The 9,861-nt window shown below is 56.8% G+C and carries 10 protein-coding genes; all 10 read left to right on the top strand.

Annotated elements, in window-relative coordinates; genetic code table 11:
- The first annotated feature begins 1,049 nt into the window (after window positions 1-1,049).
- The 10 genes from ACW7GZ_RS14510 to ACW7GZ_RS14555 all read left to right on the top strand — a co-directional run bounded on the left by ACW7GZ_RS14510 (window position 1,050) and on the right by ACW7GZ_RS14555 (window position 9,736).
- Window positions 1,050-1,418, top strand: a complete 369-nt coding sequence (locus tag ACW7GZ_RS14510) for a VOC family protein (RefSeq protein WP_457005761.1) — start codon at window positions 1,050-1,052, stop codon at window positions 1,416-1,418.
- Between the two features lie 68 nt (window positions 1,419-1,486).
- Complete coding sequence (locus ACW7GZ_RS14515) at window positions 1,487-1,882, top strand: hypothetical protein (RefSeq protein WP_457005743.1); 396 nt, start codon at window positions 1,487-1,489, stop codon at window positions 1,880-1,882.
- A 1,001-nt stretch (window positions 1,883-2,883) separates the two neighbouring features.
- A complete protein-coding gene (locus tag ACW7GZ_RS14520) occupies window positions 2,884-3,387 on the top strand; it encodes a hypothetical protein (RefSeq protein WP_457009928.1) in 504 nt (167 codons plus the stop codon).
- A 72-nt stretch (window positions 3,388-3,459) separates the two neighbouring features.
- Complete coding sequence (locus ACW7GZ_RS14525) at window positions 3,460-3,933, top strand: hypothetical protein (RefSeq protein ID WP_457009930.1); 474 nt, start codon at window positions 3,460-3,462, stop codon at window positions 3,931-3,933.
- A 2,275-nt stretch (window positions 3,934-6,208) separates the two neighbouring features.
- Entirely contained in the window at window positions 6,209-6,700 is a 492-nt protein-coding gene (locus tag ACW7GZ_RS14530; protein WP_457009932.1) for a nuclear transport factor 2 family protein, read from the top strand.
- A gap of 62 nt (window positions 6,701-6,762) precedes the next feature.
- The gene (locus ACW7GZ_RS14535) at window positions 6,763-7,203 is read left to right on the top strand and encodes a pyrimidine dimer DNA glycosylase/endonuclease V (protein WP_457009934.1); all 441 of its coding nucleotides are present in this window, start codon (window positions 6,763-6,765) and stop codon (window positions 7,201-7,203) included.
- A gap of 445 nt (window positions 7,204-7,648) precedes the next feature.
- Entirely contained in the window at window positions 7,649-8,107 is a 459-nt protein-coding gene (locus ACW7GZ_RS14540) for a YcxB family protein (protein ID WP_457009936.1), read from the top strand.
- Between the two features lie 69 nt (window positions 8,108-8,176).
- Window positions 8,177-8,413 (top strand): DUF6500 family protein, encoded by a 237-nt coding sequence (locus tag ACW7GZ_RS14545; protein WP_457009937.1) that lies wholly within the window; start codon window positions 8,177-8,179, stop codon window positions 8,411-8,413.
- 114 nt (window positions 8,414-8,527) lie between these two features.
- Window positions 8,528-9,112, top strand: a complete 585-nt coding sequence (locus ACW7GZ_RS14550) for a hypothetical protein (protein WP_457009939.1) — start codon at window positions 8,528-8,530, stop codon at window positions 9,110-9,112.
- Between the two features lie 114 nt (window positions 9,113-9,226).
- On the top strand, window positions 9,227-9,736 hold the full coding sequence (locus ACW7GZ_RS14555; protein WP_457009941.1) for a hypothetical protein: 510 nt from the start codon (window positions 9,227-9,229) through the stop codon (window positions 9,734-9,736).
- Window positions 9,737-9,861 lie beyond the last annotated feature (125 nt).

The raw sequence follows: 9,861 nt of genomic DNA on the forward strand, positions 1-9,861 counted from the left end.
CGCACGTCGGGCGCAGGTGCCAGGGAGCGGCGGCCTAACGAGTCGTTCAAGCCGATGCCGCTTCGCGGCACGGCTTAACTCTGGTGTTAGGCCTTGTTCCCCGCACTGTCGTTGTCAGGCTCCAGGCGGCTTGTGCATCTCGCTCATCCGCGGCGTTTGCATCTGGCACGCGCGGTGACGGCATCGGCGGTCAGCCCTTCAGCACCCCGGCTTCGGACAGGCGCGACTCTTCGCAAGATTCGACCTGCCGGGTCGACTTCGGACAGGGCGCGGTGACAGCTCTGGGCCACGCGATCCGGACCTTCCCGCTGCGAGCTCAACAGGCGCCAGCCCCGAGCTGCTCGGCAAGACTTGTTGTACTGTTCGGCTCAGGGGTTGGGCTGTCGCGAGTCGGGCGCAAGTGCCAGGCAGCGGCGGCCTAACGAGTCGTTCAAGCCGATGCCACATCGGGGCGCAAACCACATGGCAGATACAGCTTGCCATGTGCTTCACGCCCCGCTGTAGCACGGCTTAACTCTGGTGTTAGGCCGCAGCCACACTCTTACCTGCATGCACATCTATAAATTTCTCGCCTTATCATATCGACAGTGGTACTACCGTATGACAACGGCGGGGCTGGATCGCTATGGCGCGACAACTGGATTCGCCACCCTGCAAGGGCTGAACACCTTCAGCCTAGTATTGCTACTCCCGGTTAAGGCTTTCCCAATATGGCTATTTGTCGTTGTTCCGTTTATCGGAGGTGGCTGCAGCTATTGGCTTGCCAACCGGATCTATAAGGCAAACCCGGTTAGGCCTACTTATGCCGCAAAACTCACGGATAAGGTGCCAGGTATTCGAGAGTTTCCGGCTGTCTACGCTTATCTCCTAATTTCATTGGCCTTGTTTTGTATCTGCATGTGGGTGGCAGTTCGCAATGCGGCCTAACAGTGCGTTCAAGCCGAAATTGCATCGCTACGCCAACAACATGGCCGATAAAGCTTGCCATGTTGTCGGCTACGCGCTGCAATTCGGCTTAACTTAGGCGTTAGGCGCCACGTGGAGGTCACATGAGCCTTTCCCGTCTGATTCCAATGCAACCGGTCAAGAGCATGCCGGAGAGTGTCGTCTTCTACGAAAAGCTTGGGTTTGTCGTTGAATCCAGGAACGACGATTGGGGCTGGGCCAAGCTGCGCTGCGGCAGCTGCGAACTCATGCTCGACCAATCGATCAACCTGCACGCCGGCATCCCAAGGATCTCCGTCCTTTATCTCTACCCAGAGGACGTCGCGGAGTTCCACCGACAAACGCGCGAGAACGGGTTGAGCGTCCCCGACCTAGACGCCACGTTCTACGGCATGATGGAGTTTCGCTTGGAAGACCCGGATGGGAATCGTCTTTGGGTTGGCCAAGAACAGGGTGCTGCGGGCGGCGCCTAACAATTCATTCAAGCCGATGCCGCTTCGCGGCACGGCTTAATTCTGGTGTTAGCCTTCAAAGGGGACTTATGCACGCACTCAAAGTTGCGGCCGCCGCGGCCCTCTGCATCCTTGCAATTGTTCCTTCCATCGCACGTGCTAACGAAAGCTTGGATACGCAGTTCGTGGGGTTCTGGGAACTCGATTACGACGAGGACGGCACTCCAAGGGACACCATGGAGTTCACCGCAGAAGGGCGGTATGTGATGCATGGCATTGAGTGCGATCTCATGGAGAGCTTTCCATATCACGTCTATCGTGGAAATCTATTCGTAGCTCTTGATGTTCCAGATAAGGGGCCGATCGCGATGATCTTCCATAGCAATGTGGATGGGCGCTTGAGCTTTACTTCTCCGCGCACGCGCCAGAACGCCTACTACAAGCGATTGTCAGCCGACCCATGCAATGATGAAGATGAAGGCTAACAATTCATTCAAGCCGACGCCGCTTCGCGGCGCGGCTTAATTCAGGCGTTAGCGCGCATATGCATATCGTTGGGGCTGGTAGAGACGCATTTCTCGAGTTTCTGCGGAACCTGACTCCGCAGGCTCTTCTGCTATCGGCTGGAATCGTCGGTCTTTCGCGTATTGAAAGGCCATTCTCTGATTGGACTAACGCTGGCTACTGGCTCCTAGTTGTTACTTTGCTCGCAATCGTCATTCTCGCTGCCGCCGCAAACACGTGGAAGTTCTTGGACAATGCCTTTAGCGGCTCAGAATGGGCGCGGAGGACAGTAAAGCGCCTTAAGCGGATCCACTCATCACCTCTACGAAGGTCGTGGATGCTTCTCGTAGCAAGTTGGCGGTTCCGCCGCGTTCTGTTCTGGGAGTTCCTCGTGGCCGTTGTTGTGGTCTACGCTTGTCTCATTGCGGTTGTTTCCATGGCTACACATGGCACGCTCAGGTCGCTCGGTGCGCGCTAACAATTCATTCAAGCCGACGCCGCTTCGCGGCGCGGCTTAATTCAGGCGTTAGGCCCCATGTTGAGCAAACTCGCCAGCTTTGTAGATCACAAACTTGCTCGGGGCGCTCTGACAGCCACCCTAGTCGTTGCATGCGCTCTACTTGGGCCACTGTCCGTTATTGCTGCTGCATTTGGTCTCAGGGAGCCAATTCTTATGGCGTTGGGCCTCTGTGGACTTGCCGGGCTCACCGGTGCGGGTGCTCGCCTCGGATTCGGGCCACGCTTCTTCCACGTATCACGCTGGCTCAAGTCCTTGGGGCTGGCTTTCCTTGCACTTGGCTCAGGCGCCGCCTTTGCGGCTTCGTTTGCCCTTCCCTGGCATATCTACATGGCTACACTTATGCCGCTGGTCGGACTACTAGGCTTGGTCCTTCTGGCCGGTTCCATCAAGCCGGGGCCTAACAATTCATTCAAGCCGACACCGCTTCGCGGCGCGGCTTAATTCAGGCGTTAGGGCGCACTCATGAAACATCCTCTCACCCTGATGGCATCTATCCTTCTACTGAGCGCTTGTCAGAAAGCTGCGCCACTTCAAATTCCGGAGGCGTCAGAACTGCCCACTGCTGACGCCGAACCCGCGCTGGTGGATTACCCAGGGGTCCGAGACAAGGCTAATGTGTACAAGCTGCCGCCCACGGTTGTGCCGATATCTGACACCGCTGAAAACTTTGGTATTGACCTAGCGAGCCTTGATGAGAGGGACAAGGAAATTGTCACTTCCGCTTGGAAGAATTATCAGCTGATTGTTCAGGGCAAACGTCCTGATTGCCCTGCGGCATATGGCCTTTCTGACGGAGGCAGCGTTATGTATGACTGCGGCTCGTACGAGATCATGCGCATCAAGGGATTATCCGGGGCGTTTGGCTATGACTATGGACCATCGCTCAATCTACTCAACGGACAAACGCTGGAGCGGCTCAAGTACCTCACGCCAAAGGAGATGGAGCGGCTGGAAAGTGCGCCCTAACAATTCATTCAAGCCGAACCCGCTTCGCGGGTCGGCTTAATTCGGGCGTTAGGCGCCAGGGGAGGCGTTCCGGTGAGCCAAAACTTTGAGCAAGCTATGGAGCCTGTGACACGCGGCATTTCTGAGAACTATCTTGGTCAGATGCGCAGCGCAGCAATCGGCGGCGGCAGCTTTTCAGCCGCCATAGTTCTGGTGCTACTGCAGGTTGGCCTCTCCAGCGTCCCGCTTCGCATTTCCTTCTACGCCGCCGCACTCGGCATACCGGTTTGGATCGTCGTGTGGCAATACGTACAGCCCTATCTTCTTTACGGTCCTGTCTCATACAGCCACTTCCGCAAGGCTCGTAGCATCGGCGTAGCTGCGATTCTCGCGGTGATCGGCCTGGTTTCACTCACCGTGAGCTTTACATCACTTCTGTGGCACGTGTCACTCTGCGTGGCGATAGTATTTGCCTTACTCAGCGTGGTTGCCGTTGTTCTCATTCTTGCGCATGGCCAGTCAGTACTCGCTGCTGTCAAACGGGCAGATGATCGGCCAGGCGCCTAACAATTCATTCAAGCCGAACCCGCTTCGCGGGTCGGCTTAATTCAGGCGTTAGGCCTTGTTTCCCGCACTGTTGTTACCGGGTTCCAGGCAGTCTGTAGCGCATCGCTTATCCGCAGCGTTTGCACCTCGCACGCGCGATGCAGGCATCGGCAGTCGGCCCAGCAGCACCTCGGCTTCGGACTGGCGCGACTCGCCGCGAGATTCGACCGGCCGATTCGGCTTCGGACAGGACGCTGTGAGAGTTCTTGGCTGCGCGAGTCGATGGTTCTGGCTTCGGTCCCGGCAAGCGCCAGCCTCAGGCCGCTCGGCCAGACTTGTTGTACTGTTCGGCTCAGGGGTTGGGCTGTCGTGGGGTCGGGCGCAAGTTCGGCGTGCGGCGGCCTAACAAGTCGTTCAAGCCGAAGCCGCTTCGTTACGCAAAACACATGGCAGATAAAGCTTGCCATGTGTTTCGCTCCACTACGCGTCTCGGCTTAACTCTGGCGTTAGGCCGCTATGGCAACAGTGTCGCTACTGAAATGGATGGTTTTCTGGGCTGTTGCTGGCCTCGCCGCGGCTGCGGTTCTTCTAGCAATCTTTTCCGTCTCACCTGGGTCGTGGCATCAGCACCTTGAGGCGTGGCTCGTGGTCCTGTTCCCTGCCTCAATCATTCTTATGGCTGCGGAGGCCTGCCAAGGCTGGCTTACTTGGTGCTCTGCTCAGTACATGCTGCTGGCAAGCCTTCTCAACTCTCTGCTCTACGCGTTGATCGGAGCCATTCTCTGGCTGCCGGCGCGGGTGCTATCGTCGGTTCTTGGTCGCAGGCGCGCGGCCTAACAATTCATTCAAGCCGACGTTGCTTCGCAACGCGGCTTAATTCAGGTGTTAGGCAGCATGTCACGCGCATCACCAGCTCCAAGAGCGATCTCTGACCAGGAAGCGGCTGTCGTCGAACGCGCGCTCGCTGTCGCGGGTGTTCACCCTGAGGCTTTGGAGCTCACCGCAACCATCCACTCGCTACGTGTCGTGGACGTCTGCGGTTGCGGCTGTGCATCCGTGGACTTCCTCGCCCTACCGTCCGGCGTAGTTCCGCACATCGTCGCTGATGCCGCCGCCACTGCTCCAAATGGAGAGGATCTGGGACTCCTTGTCTGGGCGGCTAATGGCGCACTCGCTGGCCTTGAGGTCTACAGCTACTCAGACCATCCAGCGCCGCTGCCTGATCTCGCCTCTATCCAGGCAAACCCCAGCGCGTCGGGAGCTGCCTAACAATGCGTTCAAGCCGAAATTGCATCGCTACGCCGTCAACATGGCAGAAAGAGCTTGCCATGTTGCCAGCTACGCGCTGCAATTCGGCTTAACTTGAGCGTTAGGCCGCTATGGCAACAGTGTCGCTACTGAAATGGATGGTTCGCTGGGCTGTCGCTGGCCTCGCCGCGGCTGCGGTTCTTCTAGCAATCTTTTCCGTCTCACCTGGGTCGTGGCATCAGCACCTTGAGGCGTGGTTCGTGGTCCTGTTCCCTCCCTCAATCATTATTATGGCTGCGGAGGCCTGCCAAGGCTGGCTTACTTGGTGCTCGGCTCAGTACATGCTGCTGGCAAGCCTTCTCAACTCTCTGCTCTACGCGGTGGTCGGAGCCATTCTCTGGCTGCCGGCGCGGGTGCTATCGTCGGTTCTTGGTCGCAGGCACGCGGCCTAACAATTCGTTCAAGCCGAAACCGCTTCGTTACACCAAAGGCATGGCAGGAAAAGCTTGCCATGCCTTTGGTTCCACTACGCGGTTCGGATTAACTCAGGCGTTAGCTGCATGAAAATACTCGCATTCTTGCTCTTGCTGGTTGCTACTCCTGCACTCGCAGGGGATAGTCGTGCGCGTGCCGTTCCTGCGGACCTTCTTTCGGTGGAGAGCTCTCGCGATCACCGGATCCTTGTGTTTCAGGTCTGCTCGCCGGAGCACTGCTGGAATGACTTCTTTGTGCAGGAACTTCCTGAAAGGGACGCATCAAACCGCCCCACATGCACCGCACCCGTTGCGGAGCTCAATAGGACTTCTGACTATGTCCTCCAGGCCACCTCATGGGCCGACGGAACTGCGCCAGTGCTAGAACTCACGGTAGTCTCATCCCATGGCGCTTTTGTGCCGCACACGGTGACTTTGACGCTGGGGCCCAAATGCACGTACTCGCTTCAGCCAACTGCGCCTAAGGCAGCTAACAATTCATTCAAGCCGAACCCGCTTCGCGGGTCGGCTTAATTCAGGCGTTAGGGCTCGCACCCCACTTTATGGAGTCTCTGATGACAACTACGGACGTTGTTCTAGTTGCCGCACTTTCCGCAGCCACCTCCATCTTTGGAGCCAACGCTGCGACGGCGTCTGAGCCAGAAAGCCTTTACAACACTGTGGCCGCATTGGACACGGCGGTGTTCAATACATTCAACCACTGCTCTGAACCTGGGCAGCTCGAAAAGCACGCGAGCTACTTCGCGGTGGACGTTGAGTTCTACCACGACAACGGCGGCGTCACCTGGACCCGTGAGGATATGATCGCGGGTACTCGCAAGCATGTTTGCGGCAACTTCCGCCGCGAGCTCGTAGCGAACTCCCTAAAGGTCTATCCGATCAAGGGATTCGGCGCAATTGCGCAGGGCTCGCACCGCTTCTGCCAGTTCTCAAGCGGTGCGTGCGAGGGCATCGCTGACTTCACCATGATCTGGCGCGAGCAAAATGGCAAATGGGAAATCACCCGGGCGCTCAGCTATGGCCATCGAGCTGCAAGCGAGCCCTAACAATTCATTCAAGCCGACGCCGCTTCGCGGCGCGGCTTAATTAAGGCGTTAGGCGCCACTGCATGCGTCTCTGGTCACTGCACCCAAAATATCTAGACCCGCAAGGGCTCGTTGCACTTTGGCGTGAGGCATTACTGGCCAAGGCAGTGCTTCGCGGCCAGACGCGCGGCTACACCCGCCATCCTCAGTTGGAGCGTTTCAAAGCGCACCCACATCCGCGCTCGGCCATAAACTCGTATCTGGCCGCTGTCCATGCCGAGGCAACTCATCGCGGCTACGCTTTCGACCGCTCCAAGATCGGCCCAGTCCGGACTGTTCAACCAATCCTTGTCAGTTCGGGCCAAATTGCGTGTGAGTGGCTGCATTTGCAAAGCAAGCTGTCGGTGCGCAGCCCAGCCGTGCTTGCCCAATGGAGCGGCGTGCTCACTCCAACGTGCCACCCGCTGTTTCATTCGCAACCTGGGCCCGTGGCATCATGGGAGCGGGCGCCGGGTGGCGCCTAACAATTCATTCAAGCCGAAACCGCTTCGCGGTTCGGCTTAATTCTGGCGTTAGACCTCATGAGACCTATCCGGCCTTGGCGAGAAACGATTGCGGACTGGGCGCCAGAGCTTTCGACCAAGCTTGGCCGACCCGTAGACGTGATCTTAGGCAAGGGCCTTGGAGCCTTGGACTTTGGCGCAAGCTCATCCGTCGAGATTAGGGACCCTGGCGGCATGACTACTCGCATCGAGCTCGCATTTGCCTTGATTCGTACAGAGCAGAACATTGCGGCCGTGTTCTCGGAGCATTGCGGGTACTTGGAGTTTGATCTCAGGGAGGATTCAGTAGTGGCAGAGATCCGTGAGGAGATCTACACCCACCGGGGAGACCCAGAGAGTGAGGTCTAACAATTCATTCAAGCCGATGCCGCTTCGCGGCACGGCTAAATTCAGGTGTTAGGCTGCTATGGATACCCTGTCGCGCATCGAGTTCTCAGTTCGCTATCGACTCGGAGAGTATCTGCATTTCGTAACGGAGCACGCCTTCGATACAGATGATGCCTTGAGCACGCTGAGCGGAGTAAGACGGCATTTGGCGCGCATCACGCTCCAGTGTGTTGCAACAATCGGGTTCGTGTACAAATCGTCTCGTGTCGGCCGATGCGACTTCACTATCGACGCTACGGGTGTGAGTAGACGCACCAAGGGCGGTCCAGGCTCTGTTGGTTGGTCCAGGGTGAAGGCAGTCCACACTTACAGCCGTGGCTTTCTTATTGAGCTCGAGAGTGGCGCCATGCCCATACCCTTCCGCGTACTCTCGCCCGAACAGCAAGCCCAGTTTCGTCTACTGGCAGCGGACCAACTTTTCGCGGGGCCGCAGCCTAACAATTCATTCAAGCCGACACCGCTTCGCGGCGCGGCTTAATTCTGGCGTTAGGCCTCATCCAAAATTTTGTGCGGCCCGCATCCAAACCACAGGACCTGTCATAACAGCATGAACCATGCTTTGAGAGCTAAGATTATCCAAGTCTGCGATAGCAAGATCGTCGCAAAAGGGCCCAACGTTGGCCTGTCTTTCTACGCCTTTTTCTCAAACAAGAATGATGACCCCACCGCACTAATGGATGCTGCCAAGTGGTGGATACTTGAGAACAAGCTTGATCACTTTGAAAAAGCGGTCAAAATCCGGGCGCTGGCTATGGGCGACCAGCCACCATGCACTGAGGCCTAACAGTTCGTTCAAGCCGAAACCGCTTCGTTACGGCAAAGGCATGGCAGAAAAAGATTGCCATGCCTTTGCCTCCACTACGCAGTTCGGCTTAACTCGGGCGTTAGGGGGCTTTGAATGGCTATCGCAAACGATGATCAACTGCGCGAAGCGGCCGAAGAAGTCTCCGCGCTCGTTCAAGAGATGCAGAATTACTTGGGCGAGAGAAACGCAGATGAAGGAAAAATTCGCTTTCCTTACGGGTTCATTAGAACTGCCAGCCACTTCCGTGGACGGGTTGCATTTCTTGATGACCACACCCTTCAATCTAACATCGCATACACACTAATCTTGTCGGATGTTCTTCGCTGGGCTCTCAACCGGATGCACGTCGTTGGCACTGCAAAAGAGATGCTTGCAAAGCAAATAATTTGCGTAATGGGCGGTGTAGCGGAGAGCACCACGAAGCACTATCTTCGTGGTCAAGTTGGTGCCAATGCGGGTTACAAGCCTAGGACAACAAAGCTGGTAGAGATAGGCGCTATAACTCAAGAGATAAAAGGCGAACTGGATTGGCTCTGGGACACGCGAATGAACGAACATCTGTTCTTGGTCGGAGAGCGTGAGTACCAGCGATATTCGGTAAGAGAGTCCAATCGTGCAGTTAGAGCGTTCAGAGCTTTGCGAGATTCTCTAGAGGTACACCATGCGGTCGCCCCCTAACAATTCATTCAAGCCGAACCCGCATCTTGGTTTCGTCCAAGCCAAAAGTTTCTGTTGTAGTCTCGGCTCACAACCGATCCGTTGCGGGTCGGCTTAATTCAGGCGTTAGGGCCCATGAAAATCATCCGCGTACTTGTAGCCAGCGCCATCGTCTTCTTCCTGCTTGGAGGATTGGCCCGGCATGTCGACGCTTCTGATCCACCAGTCATCGAGGCTCGTACGCAGTCCGCTGATGGGAAGGGATCGCCCAACGGTTCTAGCGCTGACGAGAAATATCTGAGTTGGCTTGTTCCAACACAGGACCAGGGGTACGGCTACACCAAGACAAAGCCCGTCCAGATCGGTGGCTTTCTAGAGGGCGCTGGACATAGCTGGTCCGGACAGTACTTCGCGTCGTTGCTAGGCCTTGGCGGAGAACCTACACACTTTGAGCGAGTCGGAAGCTGCTGCGGTTTCACCTTGGCCGACGAGAGGTTCGTTGCTAAGGGCTTGAAAGTTGGCTTTCTTGACGTGTATGACGTTGTCATAGGTGATTCGCCACCGGTGAAAATTTACGTTTCGCTGTACGGCGAGGAAAGAATCCATGCTCCAGCGGGGTTCACGACTCGCGGCGCTGGGCCCTAACAATTCATTCAAGCCGACACCGCTTCGCGGCGCGGCTTAATTCAGCAACTGTCTTGAAGCGTGCCGTTCAAGCCAGTGCCAGGCCCTCGGCCCGCAGCTCGTCACGCCGCCTGGCATTGATGATC

It is taken from the genome of Luteimonas sp. A537, from assembly GCF_054052065.1.